The sequence below is a fragment of the Peribacillus sp. NPDC096379 genome, assembly GCF_044762875.1.
In the GTDB taxonomy this organism is placed as follows: Bacteria; Bacillota; Bacilli; order Bacillales; family DSM-1321; genus Peribacillus.
In genome coordinates, this window is record NZ_JBIWFD010000002.1 from 397481 (window position 1) to 423147 (window position 25667).

Sequence of the window (25667 nt, forward strand, 5' to 3'; positions counted from 1 at the left end):
GCAGCGGTTTTTGATTATTTATTGGATACGAAGTCCTGATGAATAACGGGCTCTTCAGCTTCTTTCTGTGCCTTTAGATTCATACGCATAATAATATTTTGATACATTCCAATAGAAGTCATCAAAAGCAAAAGTGAGGATCCTCCATAACTTATAAAGGGTAATGTTATACCAGTGATCGGCATGAGACCAGTAGCGCCGCCAATATTGATAATAACTTGAATCCCTATCATCGAGGAAATCCCAATAAGCAGAAGGCTACCAAATGGATCGGTGCATTTAGCAGATAGAACGAGACCCCTTAATACAATAAACGCTAAAGTAAGCAGTACGAAGGCCACTCCAAGGAATCCGAGCTCTTCAGCGATAATGGCAATGATAAAGTCGGTATGACTTTCAGGCAAATATCCGTATTTCTGCGTACTTTCTCCCAATCCAACTCCTGTTAAGCCTCCATTACCAATTGCAAGCAATGAATTCGCTAACTGAAGACCAGAATCGCCTGCTTGAAACGGATCTGAAAAGCTTGTGAAACGAGCTATTTTATTAGCAGAAAAAATCTTTGATATATTGCCTGTAACAAAGAAACCTGCAATTGCTACCCCAGCGAACATTAGAAATATGGAGAATAACTTTACCAGCCCTTTAAAGGCCATTCCAGATGAAATGATGATGGATGCAGAAATTAAGAATATAATAGCTGCCGTACCATAGTCGGGTTGAATCGCGATAAGTAAACAGATGGTTACAAGAAAAATAATCGGTGGCATGACGGCTTTATCCATATTATTGATACGGTCTTGTCTTTTTCCGTAAATGGCTGCCAAGTAAATAATTAAGGCTAGTTTAGAAAATTCAGCCGGCTGGATGGAAAATCCGCCAATTTTAAGCCAACTTTGAGCATTACCAGCTGTATGCCCAAATAAAAATGTAAAGAACAGTAATCCAGATATTCCGAACATCATAATCATTAAGATTTTTTTATTCTGAAAAAATTTGTAAGGAAAGATCATCATAAAAAACATTGCACAGAATGATAGCAGCATCGCTTTTTTTTGATTTTGATAAAAATGATCGATGTCATAATCCCATCTTGCTACTGCTGCAATCATGCTCGAGCTGTACACCATGACTAAACCAAATAAGCAGAGTAACACAATGGCGATGAAGGTGGGATAATCATAAGCTTTTAATATTCTTTTCAATTGTGTGTTCACCTCTGATACGTTTAAGCTATCTGTTTTTTTTACCGATTAATTGATAACGGAAAATCAAGAAGAATGATCATATCATATCATGATTCCGCTACTACTTGCTAATAAATATTGCTGTGTATTCGATTCAAAACATTAGTATATACCCTTTTACATTCGCTAATAAACATGGATAATCCTTTCCATATTTATTGTTTTTTTGTAATAGTTCGTTTATAATGAAGGTTTTTTAGATTTTCGGAGTTTTTTTGGAGAATATAATAAAATGATGTAAAAATAGCGAAATAAAAAAGGGTGACTCTAATAACAACTCTCCCTATAGTGCTTTAGAGAAATTGTTATCTTAGAGTCATCCTTTGTTTAACCCATGCTAAAGTGCATGTAATTGTTTTTTAAATCCATTAGATATTTAGTTTTTTTGTTATAATTATTTACCTTGTAGTTGAGATTGAGCTTGTTGAACAAGTCGTTTGGTGATTTCTCCACCAACAGACCCATTTGAACGTGATGTTGATTCTGCACCTAATTGCACTCCGAATTCTTGTGCGATTTCATATTTGATTTGGTCAAGTGCTTGTTCAATTCCCGGTACTAATAAATTATTACTGTTGTTTGCCATTTGTAATCGCCCCTAACTTTTTTTCAGTGGTGGTTAACCACTGTACTAATATTATGGGATAATCACTTGTTTTTATTAATGATTTATTTTGGGAAAGTGCATCAATAATGGTGTGAAAGGATGAAGTTGGAATACATGTAGAATCACGGCTGCTATTAGTTGAAGTGAGCGTTTGGTGTATGTACGACCTCTTTATCCCGCGTTAACGGGCAGTAACACCTCCAACTTTAAGACTTAGAGGAATCGAAGAAGCGGTAGGTGGGGGATAACTGCCCGTAAAAGCCCAATTGGTGAGATACAGTGAAACTTACCAATCGGGTTCGTAGTGTCGCTTTATCGAAGATTTAGCGACACTAGAACGGGACTAACAATCCAGTGGGGGATGAAGCCCCCCGCTGATTGAAGTATCACTTTATTTTTTTCCGTATTCAGGGTTGTTGAGATCTGAATAAAATAGAAAGAAATTACCCCATCCTAACAAGCAAGGTACTTTGAATAAGGATGGTGGATGAAAAGTGAAACGAAAAGCAAATGTAGATGGTGCCTTGAAAACGAGCAAGACGCCAAAACGAAATCAAGCGGAAAATGAATATGCAAATGAGTTTGCAATGGATGAAAATGTGATGAAAGGTGCAAATCGTAATTCAAAACAAGGAAGAAAAGGGAAAACACATGAATAAACAAAAGATCCAAAAAAAAGAAAATGCACTTCCTAAATACCAAATTCGAGAAGAATTCGGCACGGAATTTACAAGTGATATGAACGCAGCGAAAATTTATGACGTACTTGCCTCAGCAAAGCAAAAAAAGAAATAACAACCGAAAATTTAACGATGAAAAATAGAGAAGCTTAAACAACCCCCTAGTCTCATTTAGTCTAGGGGGCAATCTTAGGAAAGAAGGGATCTAATTCTATTTTTATTGATCCTGCCAGCGTTTTTTATAGAATTTGAGATACAGAAAAAATTTATTGATTAAGTTTACAAATTGTGTTGTTTGTACTTCGATGATTGGTTGGGCAAGTGATGTTACGAACTTGCTTGATAAAAGAATGGTTAGTAAAAAGGAAATTCCCGCAAGCATTACATAATTTTCTGCATCTGTAAAGAAACCTTTTATATTGCTTTCTCTAAATGTACGTATTATAAAGCCATGAAGTAAATATACATACAGTGTTTGCTCTCCCCATTTGGTGAAGAAGTGCCTTTCACGAGGAATTAATGACAGAAAACTAAAGACCATGAGCAAGCTTAGACCATAGAATCCTAATCTTTTGAACATCGAAATGATACTTGCTGTTTCTAATTCGGAATATGGCTTAGATCCAAGAAGCCATTTATAGTTAATGTCCGGATATAAATAAAAGCCAATAAATACAATCACCATAATCATGGCTGCTCCTAACCGAATTTTTGGATTGAACAGCTTGGCCAAATGTTCTTTCTTTAGATGGTACCCAATGAGGAACAGTGGGAAAAATACAAAAGTCCTTGATAAACTTAAGAAATTAGTGACTATGTCCACATAGCCTATGAGCAGTGTAATTCCGAATGCAACTACGATCCCAGTTAGTGGCTTCAACTTTGCAAAGCCAAGTAACATGATATTCCAGAAAAATAAGCTAATTAAAAACCAAAGTGACCAATGTGGATTGAGGAGATCCACATTTAAAGTAGTTTTATCATATAGAAAAAAGTAGAAAATCGAATAAATGACTTGGAAAATTAGGTATGGAATAATCAGTCTTTTTGTAATTTTAGAAATATATCCTTTTTGATAGAATCCTTTTGCGAAAAAACCAGAAACTAAAATAAAAGCGGGCATATGGAAGGAATAAATGGTTTTATAGAGCGCATTTATGCCCTCGCTCCCTTGAATATAACTGTTTAGGAGATGACCGAATACGACAAACGCTATCAAAATAAATTTTGCATTATCAAAGTAAAAATTTCTATTTGTCATAAAGTGACCTCCATTCAAAATATCTCTTTTAAATGAGCAAAAAATTACTCTATTTTTATACCCAGTTTTCATGAACGAAAATCATTATATCAAAAATTTTTTAATAACAAAATATTACTATCGTCTGAATTATCTGAATTTTAATTGGAGAAATTCTAAAATAGTCAAGGTAAATAACGAAATCATGTTAATATGTAATAGAATGTAATTGAATCAATTTTCTAGAAATTAACAAAGAATAGGCATGCTAAAAAAGATATTATTGGTGATAACATCGAATGATAGTAGTTTCGTAATCGTTAATGGATCGTATTGCTGATTCATTTGTAAAAATTTCGATTATCGATCAAGTTCCTGGAATTCCAGAAGCAAAGTTGAGAAGGCTTGGAGAACCATTTTATGCTATAAAAGATCGAGGGACGGGTCTTGGACTCATGGTTAGTTATAAAATTAATGAAGAGCATAAAGGATATAACGAAGTAGAAAGTGAAGTATGAAAAGGAATGGTATTCCATATCTTCCTGACGATACCAAGAGAGGGGTAGAGAGTGATTTATAATTATCCAATCACTCTGCTTTTTGTTTCCATGCATTAAAGGCTAGTAAATCATGTTCAATTTGCTTAAAAGCAAAAGTGAGAATGGCTACATCATCGAGCAAACCGAACCCAAATAAAAAGTCTGGCATGAGATCGATGGGCGAGACGAAATAGGCAATTGCAGCGAATATGATAAGTAAAGAACGGGTTGGAATTTGCCGATAATCCCCGGAAATCCACGCTTTTATCATTTGAAACAGCGTTTGAAGGTTGGTCCAAACTCCTTTAAGCATTGTTTCATTTTTATTTGCTTTTATACCGGCTTCTCCTAATAATTTACCTGCTTCTTGCTTATTGGTTGAATAATGTTTGGCATCTTTTTTAAAGAGTGAAATGCCTTTTTTGAATAGTCTTTGTCGGATCATAATTCTGCCTCCATTTATTTTACTATATCTAATCTACCCATTTTGAATGATATTGAAGCGCAAACGCTGTATAAATTGTTTCCCTCTTTTTTTGTATAGGTTGTTCAAAATGTCTGATAGGAATTATTTCAAAAAGAAACATCTTTTTTATGTCTACTGCTCTTTCTAGGGTACTGATTCCGGTACTACCGTAATAATTGTACACTCTTTGACCACTAATCATGAGTTTCTCACACTTTTCAGCCCTATTTGAATACGAATGTAAAAATTTAAAAGGTTTTGTCTATTTTTGCGAATCTATTTACATAGGATGGAAAATTTGTAATAATCCATTTGTATACAACCTATAACTTGGCAGGAGGAAGCTGAAGTAATCATGAAACCCAGTTCAGTAAAAATGTTTAATCAAATTCAAGAGAAGAGAATTGAAATGTTTCAATTAGCAGAAATGTACGGTATGACAGATGAACTTACGATTCGTTCCAGTCAAGAGCTTGATGTATTAATAAATGAATATAGTTATGTGCAAGACAGCCCTGTTTTTGAAGCAAAGCATAGTGTGAACAATATGATTATTATTGTTCAACAACCATTCACTTACCAGAACCAATCTCAGCGAATCGTTGTGAGTTCTACATAATCTAAAAAACTTCGTAAGCCCAATCATCGAGTAGTGTCAGATTAACAGAACTATCATTCAAATCATCTAAGAGACGTCCCCACCCAAATATAGATATGAAATCATCGATAAACAACGAAGATAATGAAAAAAAGCTGTTCTCAGAATTTATTCATCCTGTGAAAACAGCTTTTAAAAAAAGAAACATTGCTAAAGACATCCATTTCATCTACATATTAAGAAGTAGAATCATAAATAAAAGTCCAACAATAAAGGAATAAGTCGACGTTCGCTCGTTTCCATCTCCATGGCTTTCTGGTATTAATTCTTTATAGACGATGAATAACATGGCACCAGATGCAAAGGCCAAGCCATATGGAACAAGAAAGCCAATATAAGAGGTGAGGTAGAAGCCAAGCAGTCCGGTGACAATCTCAATCGCACCAGTCAAGGTAGCTATAATAAATGCTTTCAATTTACTAATTTGTTGATTGACTAAGAATAGTGCAACAAGAAGGCCCTCTGGAGCATTTTGTAGACCAATAGCAAAGGCAATTAGATTACCTGTGCCTTCAGTATCAGAGGCATAACTTACACCAACAGAAAGACCTTCTGGAATATTATGTAATGTAATAGCTATAATAATCAATAAAGCTTTTTCATCAAACTCAATTCCTTTTTTTGTATGACCGAGATCAATATGGGGAATGTTTTTCTCCAATAATGTTAAAATTAACACTCCCAAAAAAACACCAACGACAAGCTGAATATAGCCGCCTGTTTTTAATGCTTCTGGAATTAGACTCAGCAAGGATGCGGCCATCATAATCCCTGCTGTGAACGCTAAAAGGTTATCGCGAAGTCGGTGTGTTAAAGTGCCACGCATGAACAGGATAAATAATGCCCCTGCTCCGGTAGACATGGCAGAAAGAATACTGCCTAGTAGTACTTCACTCATAATTAACTCCTTTGCTTTAGTAAAAGTTTTCTGTTAATGATATTCTCACTATTAGATATTGTTCAAAACATTCGGTAAAAATAGCTGTCGAATTTCTTCGTCGCGAATTTTTGAACTTCTGTTAAAATAGCGCTCGTTCTGTACAACACAGATATAAGCGCAGGACGTGCAAGTCGTTAAGACGATCGCTTGCGGAACTATCCTCCTATCTTTAACACCCATTAATAATCTCTTACGTTTTTCGTAGTTGAGCATCCTTTGGTAGCCACATTCCAAGTATTCCAAGAAGCGGTAGGAATCCAGCTAATTTAATGGTCGTTCCAATACTAATCGAATCTGCTAAGTATCCAAAAGCAACAGAGCCAATTGCTCCCATGCCAAAGGCGAATCCAACCGTTAAACCTGCCATAGTCCCTACCTTGCCTGGGAATAGTTCCTGAGCATAGATAACAGTTACTGAGAAACTAGTCATTATGATAAATCCGGCAATCAAAAGCAGAAAAATGGATACATATGCCGGGACAAACGGTAGAAGAATCGTCAGTGGCGCGCTTCCAGCCACTGAAAACAGGATAATATTTTTTCTTCCATACTTGTCGGCTAGGGGTCCGCCGAAGAAAGTTCCAAGTGCACCAGCAGCTAAAAATGCAAAAATGAAAATTTGTGAAGATCGTATGGTAAATAAATAATCGTCTATCAGATAAAATGCATAGAAATTTGTCATACATGATATGTACCACGAACGTGCGAAAATGATAAACAAAACAATACCTAGTGCGGCTAATACTTTCCGATGTATCTTTCCTGCATTTTTATGCACTTTTTTCTTAGGCAGTGGAAAATCAGCTAATCTAGATTTGTACCATCTAGCAATATAGATGAGGATAAGAACTGCACAGAATGCAACAGGGACAAACCACAGAGCACCACGCTGTCCGAATGGAAGAAATATCAATGCGGAAATCAATGGTGCAAGTGCCTGGCCTGCATTTCCTCCTACCTGATAAATGGATTGAGCAAGTCCTCTTTTCGGGCCACCCGCCATGAAAGCCACTCTTGATCCTTCTGGATGAAAGATCGCAGACCCAACTCCGATTAAGATTACTGAAAAAATGATCATCCCATATGTAGGTGAAAGAGCAAGCAAAGTAATGCCAATAAGTGTACTCGTTAAACCAATCGGCAAAGCGAAAGGAAGTGGTTTTTTATCAGCATACCAACCAATTGCAGGCTGCATTAAGGAAGCGACGATATTAAGAGCGAAGGCAATCATTCCAAGCTGTGTATAGCTTAACTGCATAGATTTTTCCAGAGTCGGGAACATAGCTGGTACGACAGCCTGAAGTGAGTCATTTAATAAATGGCAAAACCCCATCAGAACCAATACTGAATAAGCTGTTTGGGAATTAGATAATTGTTTGTCGACCTTGAGAGAAATTGAGGTCATGATTCCACTTCCTTATTAAGTAATTTAAATCTATATATCAAAGTTCATCATTCTGTTTAGATAGTAAGCAGAACAAGGAGTTCTATATTGTTTATTCTATTCTGATTAAATCGTTTGGAAATATGGGATAAATCCTCGCATGGTATAAATTTTAGTATAGCCAACTTGATTTGGAAACAGTTAAATGAAACTTAATATGGAAAATTGACAAAAGCATTTTTATTTTTTATAATAGCTTTAATTCGAGATATTTAAATTTTATATAATAAGGTTGTGAATAGGATGGAGAATAATAGCGTGCAGCAGTCACTCAAGCTGTTCATTGTTTTATCTAGAGCACATCGATCCATCAATGATGTTGTGAATAAATATATCGCTGAACAAGGATTAAATCCAACTGAATTTGCAGTCTTGGAACTGCTATATCATAAAGGAGAACAGCCTTTGCAGCAAATTGGTGGGAAAATACTGCTTGCGAGTGGTAGCATTACCTATGTAGTAGACAAACTGGAGAAGAAGCGATACATAGAGCGAGTTGCTTGTAAAGAAGATCGGCGAGTTACCTATGCAAAGATTACTGAAGAAGGAAAAACGTTTATTGAAAAGGTATTTCCAGAACATGAAAAACAAATTGATGACATTATGAATATTCTTACTCCAGAAGAAAAACAAACTGCAATCGAGTTTATAAAAAAAATTGGCTATAAAGCGTATGATTGAAGAGTCTAGACGAAAAGGTATATGAAACCGCTGTTTCACGCGCCTTTTTTTTACATACTTATTAATAAAATAGCATATGATCGCTTGCTGTTCAGCCATCAAAGGGGGAACGGCTTTTTTTTGTAAAACAGGAATGATGGTGACCCCCTTTTAGAAAAATAAATTAGAAAAGAAGGAGTTTTCATTATGTATCGAGAAAAGAAAAGCAAGGTGTAGGTAGTGAAATCAATCCTTATTTTAGCAAAAGGAAGTGTTTTGTTTGACATTCGAACAATATGAGTATATCCGTCCTAATTTGGAAGAAGTGAAGCTGACATTCACAAGTCTATTGGAGAAATTTGAGGCAGCTGAAAATGTGGCTGGACAAAAAGAAGCAATTGGCGAAATTAATCGTTTAAGAAATAACGTAGGAACAATGTTAACGATTTGTTCAATCCGCCATTCGGTTGATACAAATGATGAATTTTATAAATCAGAGAATGAATATCTTGATGAAATATCACCGGAAATTGAAGAGTTCGTATCTCAATACTATGAAAGACTTGTGAAAACTAAATATCGTAAAGAACTCGAAGCAGAATATGGTACGCAACTGTTTGCTTTAGCGGAAGCACAATTGAAAACCTTCTCTCCGGAAATCATTCCTTTATTGCAAAAAGAAAATAAGCTATCAAGCGAGTATACGCAATTACTGGCTTCTGCAAAAATTGAATTTGATGGGGAAGAACGAACACTAGCACAGCTACAGCCATTTACTGAATCAAGAGATCGAGAAATTAGGAAAAGTTCAAGCAAAGCGGTATTCGGTTTCTTTGAAGAAAATGAAAAGAAATTAGATGAGATTTACGACCAGCTTGTTAAAGTTCGTCACGAAATCGCAGTAAAGCTTGGCTATAAGAATTTTGTTGAACTTGGCTATTATCGTATGGCTAGAACGGATTATAATGCTGAAATGGTTGCTAATTTCCGCAAACAAGTAGAAGAATATGTTGTTCCGCTTGTAAGTAAGTTGAAAGAGCGTCAAAAGCAAAGAATCAACGTTGATGTGCTGAAATTCTATGATGAAGGATTTGAATTCCAAACAGGAAATGCCGAACCAAAAGGGAATCCCAATTGGATTGTAGCGAACGGGAAGAAGATGTACAGTGAGTTATCTCCTGAAACAGCTGAATTTTTTAATTACATGCAAGACAATGGATTAATGGATCTTGTAGCTAAAAAAGGAAAAGCCGGTGGCGGATATTGTACAATGATTGAGGATTATCGCGCACCTTTTATTTTTTCGAACTTTAACGGGACATCAGGTGATATTGACGTTCTTACTCATGAAGCCGGACATGCTTTCCAAGTGTATAGTAGCAGAAACTCAAAACTCCCTGAATATTACTGGCCTACATATGAAGCATGTGAAATTCATTCAATGAGTATGGAGTTCCTTACGTGGCCATGGATGGAGCTGTTTTTTGAAGAAGATACAGACAAGTATAAATTCTCGCATTTGGCGGACGCGCTCACTTTCTTGCCATATGGAGTGACTGTAGATGAATTCCAGCATTTCGTTTATGAAAATCCTGGAGCAACGCCAAGTGAAAGAAAGAAAGCGTGGCGTGATATTGAGAGAAAATATTTACCACATCGTAACTACGATGGCATGGAGTTTTTAGAGAACGGTGGATATTGGCAGCGTCAAGGACATATTTTCAATTCTCCGTTTTATTATATTGACTACACGTTAGCGCAAATATGTGCTTTCCAATTCTGGAAACGATCAAGAGAAGATCAGAAGAAAGCGTGGGAGGATTATTTAAGCCTTTGTAAGCTTGGAGGTAGCCAATCGTTTCTTGGACTTGTGGAATCGGCACATTTAGATTCACCGTTTACTGAAGGCACCGTCAAAAATGTTGTCTGCGTCATCGACGAATGGCTAACATCGATTGATGATACAAAACTATAAAAAACAATAAATAATGTAAGGAATGTAGTTATTGTTTTTTTGATAAGTGAGGATGTCCCAAAAAGGTCTGACTTCACACTCTATATCCCGTTTATTGTGTATCTTCGTTATAGTTGATGTGGGGTCTGAGCGTTGTGATATGGGATATTCTCATTTTTGTTCAGTGAATTATAAAAAATAACAGCTGTTGGTTGTATACTAGGAAATTACTTGATCCATTGCTTGTCTTAAATCCCTTAATCTCACATATATATTGTAATGGGGAGGCGAGCGGATGGTTTCAAGATGGACAGGTGCATTTCAGATCGCAGCGGTTTATGTGGGAACAGTTGTTGGAGCGGGGTTTGCCACAGGAAGAGAAATCGCTGAATTCTTCACTCAGTATGGTATGTATGGTTTTTTTGGAGTTTTGATAGCCGGATATATTTTTATTTTTACTGGTACGAAAATCATGTTGTTATCTTCTCGAGCGGCTGTTTCGACTTACGAAGAATTCAATCAGCTTTTATTTGGGAAAAAAATTGCTGTGTTCGTCAATTTACTATTTATGATCATGTTAATTGGGGTTACAGCTGTAATGATTTCTGGTGCAGGAGCAGTTTTTGAAGAACAACTTGGTTTTTCAAAGAATGTTGGAGTTGCAGTGACGATATTGTTTGCATCGATCGTACTGATGAGAGGGATGAAGGGGTTGTTTGCAGTCAATTCCTTTGTTGTTCCAATGATGATTTTTTTTAGTGTGATGTTATGTATTCTTACAATTAAGGGTGGTGGGTTTGTATCCGCTGTTACAGTGATTCCTGAAGGAGGGAAAACCCTAGATATCGTTATGTCTCCATTTGCTTATACGGCCTTTAATCTGTCCCTTTCTCTTGCTGTGCTAGTCCCAGTAGCTTATGAAATTCGTGAGGAAAAGGTATTGAAGCGGGGAGCGATGCTTGGTGGTTTCTTTTTGACCGTTATTTTGCTGACTGGGCATTTTTCGCTTGTTATGTTGCCTGATTTAATGAACTATTCGATTCCATCAGCAGAATTAATGAAAAATGCAGCAGCACATCTGCATTGGCTATTTGTATTAGTCATCTATGGTGAAATCTTCACCTCAGTTATTGGTAATATCTTTGGGCTGCAAAAACAAATTCAAACTTATATAAAAATACCTGGTTTTCTAGTAATCGTCATAATATGTCTCCTGTCTGCTCTGATAGGGAAGTTTGAATATGGCCAATTATTAGGATATTTGTACCCGCTATTTGGTTACATTACCTTAATTTTTTTAGTACTGATATGGTTTAGAGATCCCCTAAGAAAAAAGCCATGAAACAGGTATACCTGTTTCATGGCTTTTTTTTAGTTTTTCATGATTGTTTTACCCATTTGAATGAAGGCATCTCTGTAATCATGGTCTTTGTTCGTAAAAATTGTGATTCTAGATTGATTCTTTTCGTCTTGGAAAAGAACAGAAGTGACGATGTCATCTCCATTTACTGCTTCATAAACGACGGCATGGTCAAGAGAATATTGGGAAGCATCAATTGATGTGACCGTTTCTGAAATGGCATTTAATTGTGTTTTGACATTTGCTTCGATGTCATCCCAATTCACTTCAGTAGGAAAGTGCTCAATTCGCATGTAAACTTCATCTTGTTCAGTTAAAAATAGGACGTCCTTATTAGGTTCTTCTGCAGTTAGTTCAAATTCAGGCAGTACATATAAGCTGAATGGTTGATTATCGCTATTTTTTAGGAAAGCCGTTTCTTCTTTTTCCTCACCATTGACTTTGAATTTCAATGGTTGTTCAAGAATTCGAACTGTTTTTTCGTTATCCTCGGTTGTCGAAGTAGCAGGTGCATCATCTTCCATAGTTGGCTTGTCTGTAGGTGCATCATCTTCCGTAGATGGCTTGTCTGTAGATGCATCATCTTCCGTAGATGGCTTGTCTGTAGATGCATCGGCATTATTAGTAGAGTCACTGTTTACCGTGCTATCTTTGTTTTCCTCACTGCTGTTCTCATTAGTATCAGTAGTATTTCCAGTATCTCCGGTAGTTTCCGTACTGACGTCTGGTTTTTCTAGTTGTGGTTCATTGGCATTATCGTCATTATTGCCAGTACCACAACCACTTAGTACAAATGCAGAAACTGTAAGCCCAGCTAGTACTAATTTCCATTTGTTCATTGGTATAATCCCCTTTCTGGTGCGAGTTTCACGCTCTTTAAATATTAAAAAGCAATTTCAATATACCATGAATTGTATAAAAATGCTTTTACAATGTTAGACGAATCGATTAAAAAAAGATTACAAAGTTTGTGGAATCTAATAAAGTGAAACTTCAATCAGTGGGTCTTGACTTTCCGTTAATGTGGGATAAACCGAGGTTTTGAACTGATAGGGGATTTACAGGCAGTTTATCCCCCACCTAATTTTTCTTGATTCTCTCAAAAAAAGTGAGATGGGGTATTACAGCCTGTTAAACGGGGGTACATAATTATTGAACACTTTCCAAACTTGAATATATGTTGTGCGTAATAAACATCTATTTAATGATTTTATAGTTTTTATGATTGACTACCGTTTTCTGTTCCAAATCAAAATCTCTATAATTAGCCATATAAGTAACATCTACAATGACTGAATTTTCATTAACCTTTTCTACGATCCCTTGCAAACCATCTCGGAATTCAATGATATTACCTATTTCTGCCTTTTTCATAGCTATCAACCATCCTTTTCATCTCATAATTGTCTTTTTGTATGAAGGAAAAGGGAGCGAAGCTTTGTTAACTTAGCACAGTTACCAATTAAACTGTAAGTTAAACTAGATTTCGAATGCAAATCTATAAAATTGCCGCTCCGCTCCGCTCCGCCACCTTATTAGAGTTATTTTCCTGCTCCATAAAGTTGTTCTTCAAACTAGATTATAGCGTTTAACGCGATGTTGTTTCTTAAACTAGAACTAAAGAGGGATTATTCAGTTATTTAAAGATAATTCTGTTGGCAGGTAAAAAAATCCATAGAGCGCTTTCAATATATTTTTCAATAACTTTACAAAACTTCTCATAGATTTCTTTATGATTACGAGTATACTAAAAAAATAAACCATTGAATAGTTTACTATACATTTTGCACTATATTTTCCCATCCGTAAAGAATTTGTTTACAAATATTGATATTTTGATCAATTTTTTCAAGATTAAGATTTTCTCTTAAAAAATAGACGAAGATATCCAGATGATCACAAAAAGAGTTTCGTTTCTTTGTAGCATAATTGAAAAATTGCATGATGCGCAGTGATAGCGTATTATAGTACTGGATTTTGGAATTAATTTATGAGACGTGTGGAGGAATTGGATTGGATAAAGAAGAAGTAGAGACGCTGTTGAATCAGCTTGCAAACCGGGAGATTGATGAATTTACCATTACGAAGGATCGCTTTTTAGCTTTCCAACTTGTTCTTGTCAAGAGAGAAGATTTCAAACATTTTCGTGGAATAGCAAAACACGGTGGAGAGGTCACTTATCAATACATGGACGAGCCAAGAAGTTAATTTATTATATAAGCCTGTCTAACTATGCGTTTTTCTAGCGTATACAAAGACAGGCATTTTTCAGTGGACAAGGGGTGGGGGCTTCGCAAAATCAGCTCCGCACCGCCACCTTTATTAGGTGATGCAATTTTTAGAACCTGAACCTTTTTCATCGTTGGGCTTTAGTTCAGGTACTCATGGATGTTTTTTAATAAAATGAATTTCCCTTGCGCTGGTTTTGATCCAAGCTCTCTAGTATTTTGTACTATAAGAGAAGAGGATGTTCAAAAAGTCTGGTAAAAAAGCTTGCGAATTGCATCAAAGCTCATTAATGATCGTCTGTGCAAGTCCGGTCCTCAACGTTACTGCATACGTGAACGGTTCTCGAGATGCGCTCCTCGAACTTCTCGGCTCTTTTTATCCTCCTTTTTGAACATACACTATAAAAGTTCTGGTCATCTTGGTTCAAAGGAAATTCGAAATGATTCTTCGGGACGGTATTTCAAGTATAAGTATGTCGTTAACTTTTTGCTTTTCGGAAGCCAGCCATACGTGCATCCTTTTCCGTACAAAATAACTGTTCAGGTTTCGTCTGCTCATAATGCTGTCCTCCTATTACATGATATATTTTTTCACCTTTTGAGTTAATATTTCCTTTAATCTCAGGGTTTGTACAAGCAATAGGACTTTCGTTTTCTTTTAGTTCTTTTTCGGCAAAACCTGTACTTGTTGCATAATTTTCGATGGACCAAATGCCAATTTCATTTAGTTGCGCTTTTTCTTGGATATCACGGAATTCATCGATGTATTTCGTATTCGGTGCAAATACGTAAGCCACCCTGGCATATCCTTTCTCAAGTAAAAGCTGATTCACCATTTTTCCGTCTGTATATAGATAAGCAAGCAGTCTGCCATATTTATCCCGTTCATTTGTCCCAAGCTCTACTTCAACGTCTTTTCCAACCGGTAATAGTTTTTTTACAAAGTCGCTCGCTTCAATTGCAAACGGTTGGACTGGTTTTGTCGGATGTACGCTTTCTGGCGTATCAACGAGTAAAAGCCTTATTGTTTCTTCTTTATTGTTGTCCAGTTTGATTTTTATCGTATCGCCGTCCACGACACGAACAATGGAAGCTTGAATAGTAGAAGGATCTTCTACAGCAAAATCAGCCTGAAGGAATTGATTGCTTTCGTTAGTATTCTGGCTATTTGAACAACCTATAAGTGTCATACAGCATATAAAAGCAAAAATAGTTAAGTGAAATTTCATGTTAACCTCCGTAATAATGTTGTGAAAGTACGTGTTTAAAAAGGAAAAAATAAGCAGTTGAATCTTTGGATGCAAGTTAAAAGAAAAGTTTTCAAAATAAGAATAGTTCCGGCCGCTATGAAAAATAAACCATGCAAATATGTATATTACAGTGAGAAAAGTAAAAAACACAATTAAATAGAATTGAACAATGGTGAGTATCGCATTTATCCCACATTAACGGGCAGTAAACTTCCAACCTCAAGGCTTTGAAGAATCAAAGAAGGGTAGATTGAAGTTTCACTTTAACCATGAATGATTTTGGTTGTTTTTGACCGCTTTTGCTTAAAAAGGTACAATTTTTATATAGATTGATTGTTTCATATGTAAGCGGTGTCATCTAACGTGGTGCTGGGTTTCTTGCTCTTCAAAATAATCGGGTATTTACATAAAGAATAAATTAACACTGAATAATAGTTGCTTTTATAAAGGATTTCTTGTAGGATTTTCCTTGAAAAAGCAAGGTGAAATCGTTGTTTGATATCATAAGGAGTGCTATTCTAAATATGAGTAGTACATAAGATATTTTACATGATATACATGGAAATACTTCATTTCCATTTGCATACTTCTTTGCTTTTTAACATGAAATGACCAACATTGGGCAAAATGACAATAGTTATTGCGCCATTAATGTAGTTTTATGTTAAGATATGTTAAGATTATTTATATTATTTGAAAAGGGAGATTGATTTTAATGCAACAAAAAACATTTAAAGTAATAGCTGATACTGGAATTCATGCACGCCCTGCAACATTGTTAGTTCAAGCATCAGGTAAATTCGATTCCGAGATTAATCTTGAATATAATGGAAAAAAAGTAAACCTTAAATCAATCATGGGTGTTATGTCACTTGGCGTAGGCAAAGATGCTGAAATCACGATTACAGCTGAAGGAAGCGACGAGAAAGATGCACTTAACACATTAGAAGAAACATTGAAAAAAGAAGGCTTAGCTGAATAATGTCAACTTTATTATCCGGCATTGCCGCTTCAAACGGGATAGCGATCGCGAAGGCATATCGGTTAATTGAACCTGAATTAAAGGTTGAAAAGAAGTCGATTGAAAATATTGCCGAAGAGACAGCTCGTTTTAGGGCAGCGGTTGATATGTCGAAATCAGAATTACAACATATACGGGAAAAAGCAGCTAAAGATTTAGGCGAAGATAAAGCAGCCATTTTTGATGCTCATTTGCTAGTAATATCTGACCCAGAACTATTAGGTCCGATTGAAGACAAAATTAAATCCGAAAATGTCAATGCTGAAATTGCTTTAAAAGAAACAGCAGATATGTTTATCATGATGTTTGAGCAAATGGATAATGAATACATGAGAGAACGTGCAGCAGATATTCGTGACGTTACGAAAAGACTTCTTGCACATCTTTTGGGTGTTCAAATTCCGAATCCGAGCATGATTGCAGAAGAAGTGATTGTGATTTCTGAAGATTTAACGCCTTCAGACACAGCGCAATTAAATCGCCAATTTGTAAAAGGCTTTACGACAGATATCGGCGGTCGAACATCACATTCTGCAATTATGGCCCGTTCTATGGAAATTCCTGCTGTTGTTGGTACGAAGGAAGCTACGAAAACGATTCAGAATGGTGATATCGTGATTGTAGATGGATTAAATGGACAAGTACATATTAATCCTACCCCTGAAATTATTGAACAGTATGAGAAAGAAGCACAAGCTTATGAAGCTCAAAAAGCGGAATGGGCAAAGCTTGTTAATGAGCAAACGATTTCCAAAGACGGTCACCATGTTGAACTGGTTGCCAATATCGGTACACCTAAAGACCTTGAAGGCGTGATTAATAATGGTGGAGAAGGCGTCGGTCTATATCGTACCGAATTTCTTTACATGGGCCGAGAACAGCTGCCAACAGAAGAAGAGCAGTTTGAGGCGTATAAAGCTGTATTAGAAGGTCTAAAAGGAAAACCTGTGGTCGTTCGTACTCTTGATATTGGTGGAGACAAAGAGCTACCGTATCTTAATTTGCCAAAAGAAATGAACCCATTCCTTGGATACCGAGCGATTCGCTTATGCTTGGATCAACAGGAAATCTTCCGTACTCAGCTTCGTGCATTACTGCGCGCAAGCCAATACGGAGATTTGAAAATTATGTTCCCGATGATTGCTACCCTTGGTGAATTCCGTCAAGCAAAAGCGATTTTGGAAGAAGAAAAACAACAACTTCTTGCAAACGGTGTTACTGTGGCTGAAGGCATTGAGGTCGGAATTATGGTAGAAATACCTTCCACTGCTGTTATGGCTGATACATTTGCAAAAGAAGTTGATTTCTTTAGCATCGGAACAAATGATCTTATCCAATACACAATGGCTGCAGATCGAATGAATGAACGCGTTTCATACTTGTATCAACCATACAATCCGGCTATTTTACGCTTAGTAAAAATGGTCATTGATGCCGCTCATAAAGAAGGCAAATGGGCTGGTATGTGTGGGGAAATGGCTGGAGACGAAATAGCAATCCCTGTATTGCTCGGTCTAGGTCTCGATGAATTTTCAATGAGTGCCACTTCAATTTTGAGAGCACGTTCGTTAATCAGCAAACTTTCAAAAGAGGAAATGGAAGCATTGTCACTATCTGTCTTGAATCTTGAAACAAATGAAGATGTACAAGCTGCTGTTGAAGCAGCCATTTCTAAAGCATAAATAAAAAAGAGGATGTCCTAAATAAAGGGTCTAACCTCACACCTTATACACCGTTTATTATGTGATGTTCACGTCTTAAACGATATATAGTAGATGTGGGGTTTGACTTTTTCATTAAGGGGCAGCCTCTTTTTTTGGATAAGGATCATAATTACGTGGTTTGGAGACATTTGAAAAACATTCTTATGCTCCGCTTTGCTGTAGCTTCTCTTTATTAACTAGCAAAAGGATTTCCACTTTAAAGCGGCTAAGCTATAATGATAGTGAAGAAACTGGATGGAGGGGAATTACATATGGAATTCGGTTTACGTAATAAGAATGCACTCATTATTGCTTCAAGTCAGGGATTAGGGAAAGCGGTTGCGAAATTGCTCGTGAAAGAAGGGGCAAACGTTATGCTTTCTGGTAGAGATGAAGACAAGCTGAAAGCTGTGCAAAGAGAGCTTGAAGGTATAGAAGGAGGTAGAGTAGCCTATTGTGTCACGGATATTACAAAAAATAATGAGATTGTGAATCTGGTCAATCGAACAAATGAGGAATTCGGTGGTATAGAGCTACTTGTAAACAATGCGGGTGGTCCGAAAGCGGGAGCGTTTATTGAAATGAGTGATGATGATTGGCAACATTCATTTGAATTGAATTTACTAAGCTACATCCGAATCATTCGAGAAACACTCCCATTCTTGCAAAAACAAGGCGGCAAGATTGTGAATATCGCTTCTTCTTCGATTAAGGAGCCTATTCCAGGTTTGATCTTATCTAACACATTTCGAACAGCCATTGTTGGTCTTTCTAAAACTTTGGCGACAGAGTTAGCTTCAGATAACATTTTGATTAATACAGTGGGCCCAGGCCGTATTGCAACGGATAGAGTAGCTCATCTCGATCAAATTAATGCGGATAAGCAAGGCGTCAGTGTAAAAGAAATGGAAGCGAAAATGAAAGCAATGATTCCTTTGGGACGTTACGGCGAGCCAGAGGAATTTGCAAAATTAGTTACATTCCTGCTTTCAGAGGCCAACTCTTATCTTACCGGGCAAACGTATTTAGTGGATGGCGGTTCAATTAAATCGATTTAAAATTAGGGAGTACCAATCTGAGCGTAATACAAAGGGGGAAATGATATGGCACATTTGATCGAAACTGCCAAAATTGGATTTATTGGTACGGGTGTAATGGGAAAAAGCATGGTAAGCAATTTATTGAAAGCGGGATTTAACGTCACGGTTTTTAATCGAACTAAGGAGAAGGCGGCAGATCTTCTAAAAGCGGGAGCAGACTGGGCGGATTCACCAAAGGAGTTAGCCAAACAAACAAATGTGATTATTTCCATTGTTGGGTATCCGAGCGATGTAGAGGACATTTACCTTGGTGAAGAAGGTATCATCCATTATGCGGATGAAAATACGATTCTTATTGATATGACGACTTCCACACCAACTCTTGCCAAAAAGATTGCTTCTTGCGCAAAGAAAAAAGGCATATATTCACTAGATGCTCCTGTATCAGGTGGAGACATAGGAGCGCGAGATGGAAAGTTAGCCATTATGGTTGGCGGTGAACGAGATATATTTAATGAGGTAATTGCAATATTTGAAGTGCTGGGTACGAATATTGTATACCAAGGAGAATCAGGTTCAGGTCAGCATACAAAGATGTGTAACCAAATTGCCATCGCTTCTAATATGATTGGTGTTACTGAAGCAATTGTTTATGCAAAAAAAGCGGGTCTTAATCCGGATACTGTATTAAAGAGTATAACGAAAGGAGCAGCAGGTAGCTGGTCACTTTCTAATTTGGCTCCTAGAATGATCCAAGGTGATTACGAACCAGGTTTTTATATTAAGCATTTTTTGAAAGATATGAAGATTGCACTAGATGAGGCAGAACGAATGAATTTAGAATTACCTGGGTTAACGCTTGCTAAATCGCTTTACGATCAATTAGCCGAAGCTGGAGAAGAGGATAGTGGTACTCAAGCCCTTTATAAATATTTTTAAAACCAGCTCCATCCTCTTGAATGCAAGTATACTGTCGTGAATAGGCTAGTCATATAACAACCGAAAGGAAGTCGGTTTAGTATGGGGATGTTTGATGATATTGGTCAAATGTTTCAAGAGCCTGAGGATGGACGGTATATTGTAAGAGTTGAAAACTATTATAGGAAGAAAACGAATCATAACTTGAATCCGCTTTGCTGGGAATTAAAGCTAATGAATGAGAGCCCTCTTGTCTTACCGGTGAAATTCAGTCAGATCGAAACGAATTATGGATTTCAAATTCTCATGCGTGAGTTGAAGAATTTAGGTTGCTTAAAGCCAAAATCCTCAGCTGAATTTGAAGAGGTGCTGACTAGTTTAAAGGGAGCGATAATTGAAGTAAATATTACGACGACTAAGCAGAATGAGGGATTACGAGATATTCGTTTTCTACGCAAGCTCTATTAAGCCATCTTAAAGGGAGTATGGATGTCCAAAAATGAAAGGGTTCAGACCTTATATATCTATATATCATTTATATGACGTAGACGTGTGACACGTCATATAAACGGTGCATAGAGTATAAGGATAGTCCCCTTTTAAGACATCCTTGCCCCTTTTTTTGATGTAGTGAATTATTTAATGTTCAGGAATATCAGGTTGTTCATTAAGAAACCATTCCATTCTATTTAAAGCTTCTTTCAATATATCTAGAGAACAGGCGTAAGAGATTCGGAAATATCCCTCGCCAAGCTGTGAAAAAGCATCCCCTGGAACAACAGCTACCTTTGTTTTTTCAACAAGTTCAAGGCAAAATGAGAGTGAAGTATGATACTTGTTTGGAAGTTTAACAAAAAAGTAAAATGCTCCTTCGGGTTTTACGACGTTAAGTCCCATTTTAATTAACCGTTGATGAACATAATCACGGCGAGATCGATATTCTTCTTTCATAGGTAGAGCGTCATCGATTCCATCTGTTAAGGCAGCTAAAGCAGCTCGCTGTGATACGGAAGAGGCACAGGTTACATTATATTGGTGGACTTTCAAAATTTGACTAGAGATCGCTTCAGGTGAGAAAATGAAACCAATTCTCCAACCTGTCATTGAATGTGACTTAGATACGCCATTTAATACGATAGTTTGCTCTTTCAAAAATGAAGCAATTGAAACATGCTTCTGATCAAAAACTAGTTCACTATAGATTTCATCTGCTACAATAAAAATATCTCGTTCTCGAACAAGCGCTGCAATATCCTCAAGTTCCTTTGCAGTAAGAGTGACTCCAGTTGGGTTTGAAGGATATGGTAAGACGATACATCTGGTTTTACTGCTTATGTATTTCTTGAGGGTATCTGCAGTTAAGCGAAATCCATTTGCCGTCGTATCCGCATAAATGGGTGTGGCTCCACACAATTTAATAATAGGTTCATACCCGGGGTAGACGGGGCCAGGAAGGATGACTTCGACACCTTCGGTTAAAATGGTTCGAAAGGTTATATCTATTGCTTCACTCGCCCCTGTTGTGACAATGACTTCATTTGCAGGATTATAGTGAAGATTGTACTTTTTTCTAACAAATTCACTTGCAGCAGTTCTTAATTCAATAAAACCAGCATTGTGAGAATAGACAGTATAATTATTCTCAATGGCATGCTTTGCAGCTTCTTTTATATGATCAGGTGTTGGGAAATCTGGCTGGCCGATCGTTAATGAAATCGTATTCTCCATACCGGCAACTAAGTTATAAAATTTTCGAATGCCAGATATCTCGATTTTTTTTACTCGTGGATTCAGTAAATGTTCCATAAATCAGTTCCCCTTTTTTGTAAGGTTTTTTTATCCCACGCTTCACGCGCAGTAAGTCCCCGGTGATAGAAGTTTCACTTTATTTTATCATTATCATGTTGGGAGATTCTAGAGAAAGATATATTGTAAATAGTCTCCTTTGTGAGCTTGTTCAAAAAGTCTAAGATAGATCATTGTCAGATTGTATCAAAGCTCTTAAAATAACCTTCTCTTACATCGAGCGTAATAATTGTATACATATTAGGTTGAAACAAAGAGATTCTTGAACTGCATGGCTTTTATTATCTTTCAAATTGAACAAGCACTTAAAAAAAGATAATTAAGGATGGATAATGTGATTAGAACATGTGTCATAACGAAAGACGATGAGACGCTTTATAATGTAGAGCTTAATGGGTTAAATGAAATGGATGTGGCCTGGTATTGGGTGGATTTTGCTCATCCGACTAAAGAAGAATCGTTATTATTGTCGAGTACTTTTCAATTTCATCCATTAGCAATTGAAGATAGCTTAGATGATTTCAACCAGCGGCCTAAGATTGATTTCTATGAAGATTATGAATTTCTAGTTCTCCATGCCCTAAATAAAGATAATCTAAAAGCAATCGAGCTTAATATGTTTATAAGCGAGAAGTTTATTGTTACCTTCCATAAAGAGGATGTCAGAGAGCTTGAGACGGTTTGGGATTTAATGAATAGAAATAGCTCGATGAGAAAAGGGTCATTTTTCCTTATGCATGGTTTGATTGACAAATTAGTCGATGAGTACTTCCCTCTAGTGTATCGAATTGAAGAAGAACTGAACTGGATCGAAGATAACACAAAGAATGAAACAATTAGCGAATTAATTGAGCGGTTATTTGACTTAAGAGCTGAAATGTCAGCTTTGAGAAAAACAATTTTGCCTATGCGGGATATGCTGTATCGGATGAATTATTCGGATCGATTGAGTTATTTGAAAGAGCGGCATTTGTACTTTAATGATGTACATGATCATTTACTTAAGCTAGTGGAGATGCTGGAATCGTATCGAGATTTTTCTTCCGATATCCGTGATAGTTACTTGTCCGTAAATTCCAACAGTTTAAACACGAGTATGATGACATTGGCTGTTATTACGACAATTTTTATGCCTTTGACGTTCATCGCCGGGATTTACGGAATGAATTTTGAGCATATGCCAGAGCTCCATTGGCAGTATGGGTATTATGTGGTAATAGGAATCATGGCATTAATTGCTGTTTTGATGTGCGGCTTATTTATAAAAAAAGGCTGGCTTCCTATGATGAAATTTAGAAGAAAAAATAAACGTCGCCAAAATGGCTGAATGAACAAGTAGATATTGAATATTTTCCTTTTCTGTGGAAAAGGAGCGAGGCTTCGCAAAATCAGCTTCGCACCGCCACCTTCATGAGGAGATACAGCTTTTAGAACCTGAATCTTTTTTAATGTTTTAGTTTTAGACAAATTCTCATGAATTTTTTTATCGATTTTTATTAAGAAATCACTATTATTGCCGAATTAGTAAGTATAAGTATTTTATTAATTGATAGGCTAAAATTCCTAAAATATCTGATTAGATAAAGCCAAATCATGATATATTTTAGGAAGAAAGATAAAGGAAGGACGAATAAAATGGACCAAACAAAAGGTATTCTGCTTGAGAGTGGGACAAATGAATTAGAAATCGTTGAATTCGGAATAGGAACAAATAAATTTGGCATTAATGTAATTAAAGTAAAAGAAATTATAAATCCAGTCCCCATTACATATGTACCACATGCACACAAGAATGTGGAAGGGATCATAGAGCTCAGAAGCGAAGTGCTGCCAGTCGTTGATGTAGCAAAGGCACTTGGTTTCCCACCATCGGAAAAACCGAAGGATGATAAATTTATCGTTGCTGAATTTAATCAGCAGAAGATTGTTTTTCATGTACATACGGTAACGCAAATACACCGAATTTCCTGGAAGCAAATTGAAAAGCCTTCTGACATGTATCAAGGTCTTGAAGGTCAAATTATCGGGGTCATTAAACTTAACGGAGAAATGCTATTACTTCTGGATTTTGAGAAAATCGTTGTCGATATCAATCCTGAATCTGGCATTAGTATTCAACAAGTGAAAAAGCTTGGAAAGAGAGAAAGATCTAATAAAAAGCTTGTAGTTGCAGAAGATTCACCGCTCCTTAGAAAGCTTCTTCATGAGACCTTATCAGAAGCAGGCTACGAATTCCTCGAATTCTTTGAAAACGGTGAAGATGCCTTAAATTATTTAGAAGGCATTATTCAATCAGGGAAAGATCTTACAGAGGAAGTTCAACTTGTGATTACGGACGTAGAAATGCCACAAATGGACGGTCTCCATTTAACAAGGCGAATGAAGGCAGATCACGATCTAGGCAAGCTTCCTGTTATTATTTTTTCTTCATTAATTACGGATGATTTACGCCATAAGGGAAATATGGTTGGCGCGGATGCGCAAGTAAGTAAGCCAGAAATTGCAGAGCTTATTCAATTGATTGACGAGCATATTCTTTAAAAAAGAGAGATAAGACTTTCTAAAAGTGGAAATAGGCTGACTAAACAGGTAGATACTGGCCTGCAAGTCAGCCTATTATTTTGCGGATATATCATATCGATGGAAAGGAAAGACTTCATGATTGACGGTCTGACTATAGTTTGAAACCTTTCCCTAAAAATGAAGAAGGAAATGTATTTTGGAAAGCAGAGTTTGTTTTATTTCGCGAATGCTGATGAGACCTGCCAGCTTGTTCACGTGGTTTCGGCTCGCCTACTTTGCCGATATACGCTTGCAAAATCTTCTTCGCTCGTGATAAGGATAATGCAGTTTTAGGATTACGAACCGATGATGATCGGCTTCCTAAGTGAGGGAGTTTTTTTAAATCCTCTCTTGAAGGTGGGAGGTGGAAAATATATTCACCACATTCGACAATTACATCAGATTGTTGCGCTGAATATCTCGGATTATCGGAAAAATGGAGTCCTAACTTTTTCGCTTTCCCTTCAGTAAGTAATTTGTTTAGAGAAAGTCGTTTTAATTCGTATAAGGTTTTGGGTTCTGGGGCTGTTTTTGCGTGTTTATTCACGACAAAGATCGCTTGGGCAAGACTATTGATTGTGCTCATAGAGGAAGGATCCCCTTTCATATCATTCATAAATAAACTCCTTTCCTAATATCGTCGTGCATATGATTCTTATTATACCATTTTCAAATATGAAAGGAAGTAAAAGAGAAATAAGATGAAATTTTTTATTGGAAGTTTCGAAAGCGAAGAATAAAATTAATAATTGCTTTCTTCGAATATAGGAAATAAAAGAAAAAGAAGAAGTGTGTATTCTTCCTCTTCTCGTATAATATTCATTTTGAGTATTGTGGAGACGTATAGATATTTATATTTTCCGATACGCCTGCCTGGGCTCCAAAACTTTGGGGATATGCTTGATATCCAGGATAACCTTGATATGGATTATATGGTGGATAAGGATACGGATAAGGAGCCGGGGGTGGATACGGAAGATAATAGGGTGGTCGATTGTTAAAAAGTAATGATCCAGTAGCAAGACCTGCAACACCGCCTACCACGAATGGCAGCAGAAATGGGAAAAATCGCTCGTCTTGACCATTTCGCGATGGAACAGCTGGATAATATTGATGTGCTGGGAAGTAATAAGGTTGCATGGTGTTCTCTCCTTTCTCTCGTTATTGTATGGTTGTTTTTCAATTTTGAGCCTGTATCAGATTGTTTTTCATTGGCTTTTCGTGCGTTTAATTAGCTAACTCTATTATCGTATACATAAGAGGAGTAGGCTTGAAGCAAAAGTTTATGTTCTGCTCGGAGTCTACTAATGGTATAATATTTGCAATAAGCACTTTGTTTTTTAA

26 protein-coding genes and 1 pseudogene are annotated in these 25667 nt (G+C 36.7%); 15 read left to right on the forward strand and 12 right to left on the reverse strand.

Features of this window, described 5'->3' with window-relative positions; translation table 11 throughout:
- Positions 1-14 precede the first annotated feature (14 nt).
- Positions 15-1205: an FtsW/RodA/SpoVE family cell cycle protein gene (locus tag ACIQZI_RS10945; protein ID WP_403073022.1), complete on the reverse strand. Its 1191-nt coding sequence runs from the start codon at positions 1203-1205 to the stop codon at positions 15-17.
- A 436-nt stretch (positions 1206-1641) separates the two neighbouring features.
- Positions 1642-1833, reverse strand: coding sequence for an alpha/beta-type small acid-soluble spore protein (locus ACIQZI_RS10950; protein WP_400625301.1), 192 nt, complete (start codon positions 1831-1833; stop codon positions 1642-1644).
- A gap of 515 nt (positions 1834-2348) precedes the next feature.
- Between ACIQZI_RS10950 and ACIQZI_RS10955 the strand changes: the two genes are divergently transcribed.
- Entirely contained in the window at positions 2349-2513 is a 165-nt protein-coding gene (locus ACIQZI_RS10955; RefSeq protein WP_062181754.1) for a hypothetical protein, read from the forward strand.
- The gene (locus tag ACIQZI_RS10960) at positions 2506-2649 is read left to right on the forward strand and encodes a hypothetical protein (RefSeq protein ID WP_157279558.1); all 144 of its coding nucleotides are present in this window, start codon (positions 2506-2508) and stop codon (positions 2647-2649) included. Before ACIQZI_RS10955 ends, ACIQZI_RS10960 begins: the two co-directional genes overlap by 8 nt.
- Before the next feature lie 102 nt (positions 2650-2751).
- Here ACIQZI_RS10960 and ACIQZI_RS10965 read toward each other — a convergent pair whose 3' ends face one another.
- Positions 2752-3795: an acyltransferase family protein gene (locus ACIQZI_RS10965; protein ID WP_403073027.1), complete on the reverse strand. Its 1044-nt coding sequence runs from the start codon at positions 3793-3795 to the stop codon at positions 2752-2754.
- A gap of 314 nt (positions 3796-4109) precedes the next feature.
- On the opposite strand from ACIQZI_RS10965, the pseudogene ACIQZI_RS10970 reads away from it, so the two are divergent.
- Positions 4110-4292: pseudogene (locus ACIQZI_RS10970) on the forward strand (ATP-binding protein); the annotation flags it as partial.
- A 70-nt stretch (positions 4293-4362) separates the two neighbouring features.
- Here ACIQZI_RS10970 and ACIQZI_RS10975 read toward each other — a convergent pair.
- Positions 4363-4758, reverse strand: a complete 396-nt coding sequence (locus ACIQZI_RS10975) for a YkvA family protein (RefSeq protein WP_403073030.1) — start codon at positions 4756-4758, stop codon at positions 4363-4365.
- A 376-nt stretch (positions 4759-5134) separates the two neighbouring features.
- On the opposite strand from ACIQZI_RS10975, the gene ACIQZI_RS10980 reads away from it, so the two are divergent.
- A complete protein-coding gene (locus tag ACIQZI_RS10980; protein WP_062181740.1) occupies positions 5135-5398 on the forward strand; it encodes an aspartyl-phosphate phosphatase Spo0E family protein in 264 nt (87 codons plus the stop codon).
- 208 nt (positions 5399-5606) lie between these two features.
- On the opposite strand, the gene ACIQZI_RS10985 is transcribed toward ACIQZI_RS10980, so the two are convergent.
- Complete coding sequence (locus ACIQZI_RS10985) at positions 5607-6335, reverse strand: ZIP family metal transporter (protein WP_062181738.1); 729 nt, start codon at positions 6333-6335, stop codon at positions 5607-5609.
- Positions 6336-6567: 232 nt separating this feature from the next.
- Positions 6568-7782, reverse strand: coding sequence for an MFS transporter (locus tag ACIQZI_RS10990; RefSeq protein ID WP_403073035.1), 1215 nt, complete (start codon positions 7780-7782; stop codon positions 6568-6570).
- A 282-nt stretch (positions 7783-8064) separates the two neighbouring features.
- Here ACIQZI_RS10990 and ACIQZI_RS10995 point away from each other — a divergent pair, with 282 nt between their 5' ends.
- From ACIQZI_RS10995 to ACIQZI_RS11005, 3 genes are all read left to right on the forward strand, one after another.
- Positions 8065-8502, forward strand: a complete 438-nt coding sequence (locus ACIQZI_RS10995) for a MarR family winged helix-turn-helix transcriptional regulator (protein WP_062181733.1) — start codon at positions 8065-8067, stop codon at positions 8500-8502.
- A gap of 259 nt (positions 8503-8761) precedes the next feature.
- Complete coding sequence (locus ACIQZI_RS11000; protein ID WP_403073039.1) at positions 8762-10456, forward strand: M3 family oligoendopeptidase; 1695 nt, start codon at positions 8762-8764, stop codon at positions 10454-10456.
- A 274-nt stretch (positions 10457-10730) separates the two neighbouring features.
- A complete protein-coding gene (locus ACIQZI_RS11005; protein ID WP_403073042.1) occupies positions 10731-11777 on the forward strand; it encodes a YkvI family membrane protein in 1047 nt (348 codons plus the stop codon).
- Between the two features lie 29 nt (positions 11778-11806).
- On the opposite strand, the gene ACIQZI_RS11010 is transcribed toward ACIQZI_RS11005, so the two are convergent.
- Entirely contained in the window at positions 11807-12634 is an 828-nt protein-coding gene (locus tag ACIQZI_RS11010; RefSeq protein WP_403073045.1) for a hypothetical protein, read from the reverse strand.
- A gap of 358 nt (positions 12635-12992) precedes the next feature.
- Positions 12993-13169, reverse strand: coding sequence for a YkvS family protein (locus tag ACIQZI_RS11015; protein ID WP_082190976.1), 177 nt, complete (start codon positions 13167-13169; stop codon positions 12993-12995).
- A 639-nt stretch (positions 13170-13808) separates the two neighbouring features.
- Here ACIQZI_RS11015 and ACIQZI_RS11020 point away from each other — a divergent pair.
- Positions 13809-14003 (forward strand): hypothetical protein, encoded by a 195-nt coding sequence (locus tag ACIQZI_RS11020; RefSeq protein WP_403073994.1) that lies wholly within the window; start codon positions 13809-13811, stop codon positions 14001-14003.
- A 499-nt stretch (positions 14004-14502) separates the two neighbouring features.
- On the opposite strand, the gene ACIQZI_RS11025 is transcribed toward ACIQZI_RS11020, so the two are convergent.
- Positions 14503-15213 (reverse strand): thermonuclease family protein, encoded by a 711-nt coding sequence (locus tag ACIQZI_RS11025; RefSeq protein ID WP_403073047.1) that lies wholly within the window; start codon positions 15211-15213, stop codon positions 14503-14505.
- A 775-nt stretch (positions 15214-15988) separates the two neighbouring features.
- Between ACIQZI_RS11025 and ACIQZI_RS11030 the strand changes: the two genes are divergently transcribed.
- The 5 genes from ACIQZI_RS11030 to ACIQZI_RS11050 all read left to right on the forward strand — a co-directional run bounded on the left by ACIQZI_RS11030 (position 15989) and on the right by ACIQZI_RS11050 (position 20423).
- The gene (locus tag ACIQZI_RS11030) at positions 15989-16255 is read left to right on the forward strand and encodes a phosphocarrier protein HPr (protein WP_062181715.1); all 267 of its coding nucleotides are present in this window, start codon (positions 15989-15991) and stop codon (positions 16253-16255) included.
- On the forward strand, positions 16255-17976 hold the full coding sequence (gene ptsP / locus ACIQZI_RS11035) for a phosphoenolpyruvate--protein phosphotransferase (RefSeq protein ID WP_403073051.1): 1722 nt from the start codon (positions 16255-16257) through the stop codon (positions 17974-17976). Before ACIQZI_RS11030 ends, ptsP begins: the two co-directional genes overlap by 1 nt.
- Positions 17977-18269: 293 nt before the next feature.
- Positions 18270-19055, forward strand: a complete 786-nt coding sequence (locus ACIQZI_RS11040; protein ID WP_403073054.1) for an SDR family oxidoreductase — start codon at positions 18270-18272, stop codon at positions 19053-19055.
- A 45-nt stretch (positions 19056-19100) separates the two neighbouring features.
- Positions 19101-19976 (forward strand): NAD(P)-dependent oxidoreductase, encoded by an 876-nt coding sequence (locus ACIQZI_RS11045; protein ID WP_062181706.1) that lies wholly within the window; start codon positions 19101-19103, stop codon positions 19974-19976.
- Positions 19977-20057: 81 nt separating this feature from the next.
- On the forward strand, positions 20058-20423 hold the full coding sequence (locus ACIQZI_RS11050) for a hypothetical protein (RefSeq protein WP_403073057.1): 366 nt from the start codon (positions 20058-20060) through the stop codon (positions 20421-20423).
- Between the two features lie 171 nt (positions 20424-20594).
- Here the strand turns inward: ACIQZI_RS11050 and ACIQZI_RS11055 are convergent, their stop codons facing one another.
- On the reverse strand, positions 20595-21761 hold the full coding sequence (locus tag ACIQZI_RS11055) for an aminotransferase A (RefSeq protein WP_062181699.1): 1167 nt from the start codon (positions 21759-21761) through the stop codon (positions 20595-20597).
- Between the two features lie 325 nt (positions 21762-22086).
- Here ACIQZI_RS11055 and corA point away from each other — a divergent pair, with 325 nt between their 5' ends.
- Positions 22087-23088 (forward strand): magnesium/cobalt transporter CorA, encoded by a 1002-nt coding sequence (gene corA / locus ACIQZI_RS11060; RefSeq protein ID WP_403073061.1) that lies wholly within the window; start codon positions 22087-22089, stop codon positions 23086-23088.
- 308 nt (positions 23089-23396) lie between these two features.
- Complete coding sequence (locus ACIQZI_RS11065) at positions 23397-24302, forward strand: chemotaxis protein (RefSeq protein ID WP_062181694.1); 906 nt, start codon at positions 23397-23399, stop codon at positions 24300-24302.
- A 133-nt stretch (positions 24303-24435) separates the two neighbouring features.
- Here ACIQZI_RS11065 and ACIQZI_RS11070 read toward each other — a convergent pair whose 3' ends face one another.
- Positions 24436-24939 (reverse strand): YkyB family protein, encoded by a 504-nt coding sequence (locus ACIQZI_RS11070; protein ID WP_082675050.1) that lies wholly within the window; start codon positions 24937-24939, stop codon positions 24436-24438.
- 203 nt (positions 24940-25142) lie between these two features.
- Positions 25143-25463 carry a hypothetical protein gene (locus ACIQZI_RS11075; protein ID WP_403073066.1) on the reverse strand — a complete coding sequence of 107 codons (321 nt, stop codon included), beginning with the start codon at positions 25461-25463 and terminating at the stop codon, positions 25143-25145.
- Between the last annotated feature and the right edge of the window lie 204 nt (positions 25464-25667).

Excerpts from the sequence above, each read along its gene's own strand:
- ACIQZI_RS10950 (WP_400625301.1), bottom strand. The coding sequence starts at position 1,833 with ATGGCAAACAACAGTAATAATTTATTAGTACCGGGAATTGAACAAGCA.
- ACIQZI_RS10960 (WP_157279558.1), top strand. The coding sequence starts at position 2,506 with ATGAATAAACAAAAGATCCAAAAAAAAGAAAATGCACTTCCTAAATAC.
- ACIQZI_RS10965 (WP_403073027.1), bottom strand. The coding sequence starts at position 3,795 with ATGACAAATAGAAATTTTTACTTTGATAATGCAAAATTTATTTTGATA.
- ACIQZI_RS10975 (WP_403073030.1), bottom strand. The coding sequence starts at position 4,758 with ATGATCCGACAAAGACTATTCAAAAAAGGCATTTCACTCTTTAAAAAA.
- ACIQZI_RS10980 (WP_062181740.1), top strand. The coding sequence starts at position 5,135 with ATGAAACCCAGTTCAGTAAAAATGTTTAATCAAATTCAAGAGAAGAGA.
- ACIQZI_RS10985 (WP_062181738.1), bottom strand. The coding sequence starts at position 6,335 with ATGAGTGAAGTACTACTAGGCAGTATTCTTTCTGCCATGTCTACCGGA.
- ACIQZI_RS10990 (WP_403073035.1), bottom strand. The coding sequence starts at position 7,782 with ATGACCTCAATTTCTCTCAAGGTCGACAAACAATTATCTAATTCCCAA.
- ACIQZI_RS10995 (WP_062181733.1), top strand. The coding sequence starts at position 8,065 with ATGGAGAATAATAGCGTGCAGCAGTCACTCAAGCTGTTCATTGTTTTA.
- ACIQZI_RS11005 (WP_403073042.1), top strand. The coding sequence starts at position 10,731 with ATGGTTTCAAGATGGACAGGTGCATTTCAGATCGCAGCGGTTTATGTG.
- ACIQZI_RS11010 (WP_403073045.1), bottom strand. The coding sequence starts at position 12,634 with ATGAACAAATGGAAATTAGTACTAGCTGGGCTTACAGTTTCTGCATTT.
- ACIQZI_RS11015 (WP_082190976.1), bottom strand. The coding sequence starts at position 13,169 with ATGAAAAAGGCAGAAATAGGTAATATCATTGAATTCCGAGATGGTTTG.
- ACIQZI_RS11025 (WP_403073047.1), bottom strand. The coding sequence starts at position 15,213 with ATGACACTTATAGGTTGTTCAAATAGCCAGAATACTAACGAAAGCAAT.
- ACIQZI_RS11030 (WP_062181715.1), top strand. The coding sequence starts at position 15,989 with ATGCAACAAAAAACATTTAAAGTAATAGCTGATACTGGAATTCATGCA.
- ptsP (WP_403073051.1), top strand. The coding sequence starts at position 16,255 with ATGTCAACTTTATTATCCGGCATTGCCGCTTCAAACGGGATAGCGATC.
- ACIQZI_RS11040 (WP_403073054.1), top strand. The coding sequence starts at position 18,270 with ATGGAATTCGGTTTACGTAATAAGAATGCACTCATTATTGCTTCAAGT.
- ACIQZI_RS11045 (WP_062181706.1), top strand. The coding sequence starts at position 19,101 with ATGGCACATTTGATCGAAACTGCCAAAATTGGATTTATTGGTACGGGT.
- ACIQZI_RS11050 (WP_403073057.1), top strand. The coding sequence starts at position 20,058 with ATGGGGATGTTTGATGATATTGGTCAAATGTTTCAAGAGCCTGAGGAT.
- ACIQZI_RS11055 (WP_062181699.1), bottom strand. The coding sequence starts at position 21,761 with ATGGAACATTTACTGAATCCACGAGTAAAAAAAATCGAGATATCTGGC.
- corA (WP_403073061.1), top strand. The coding sequence starts at position 22,087 with ATGGATAATGTGATTAGAACATGTGTCATAACGAAAGACGATGAGACG.
- ACIQZI_RS11065 (WP_062181694.1), top strand. The coding sequence starts at position 23,397 with ATGGACCAAACAAAAGGTATTCTGCTTGAGAGTGGGACAAATGAATTA.
- ACIQZI_RS11070 (WP_082675050.1), bottom strand. The coding sequence starts at position 24,939 with ATGAATGATATGAAAGGGGATCCTTCCTCTATGAGCACAATCAATAGT.
- ACIQZI_RS11075 (WP_403073066.1), bottom strand. The coding sequence starts at position 25,463 with ATGCAACCTTATTACTTCCCAGCACATCAATATTATCCAGCTGTTCCA.